The organism is Vibrio genomosp. F10 str. 9ZD137, from assembly GCF_049974785.1.
GTDB lineage: Bacteria > Pseudomonadota > Gammaproteobacteria > Enterobacterales > Vibrionaceae > Vibrio.
Window position 1 is genome coordinate 1 of record NZ_JBNGCJ010000693.1, and the last position, 446, is coordinate 446.

A 446-nucleotide genomic window follows, 5' to 3' on the forward strand; every position below is an offset into this window, starting at 1 on the left:
CCGTAATGGCACATCGACGGTCGCCGACCTAATGGAAGAAGTGGGTACATCTCGGCGTACAGTGCTACGTGATATCTGCGCACTGCGCGATGAAGGCTTCATTATTCATTCTGAACCTGGACGGGGAGGGGGCCTTCAACTTGATCCTCGCTCTATTCAAACCACAGTACGCCTTTCAGTTGCAGAGGTTTTTGCACTTCTCATTAGTGTTGCTTCGATGTATGCGACTGGAGGTATTCCATTTTCAGGTCTCGCCGATGTTGGGCTTGCTAAAATAGAAAAAGCCTTGCCTTCAGACAAGTTACGTGACTTACGCCGTCTACTAGATTGTTTGTATGTTGCGAAACTTGCACCGCAGGTGGACATCACTGATATGGGACAAATGGATCCCACATTGTTGCCAGCTTTCGAGACAGCTTTTCTGAAAAAACGGCACCTGCGTTTTC

General features: G+C 48.4%; 1 protein-coding gene. It reads left to right on the forward strand.

Annotated features, from left to right (window positions below; genetic code table 11):
- A partial coding sequence (locus tag ACP45E_RS16605) for a helix-turn-helix transcriptional regulator (RefSeq protein WP_141707378.1) occupies window positions 1-446 on the forward strand: 446 nt, incomplete at both ends.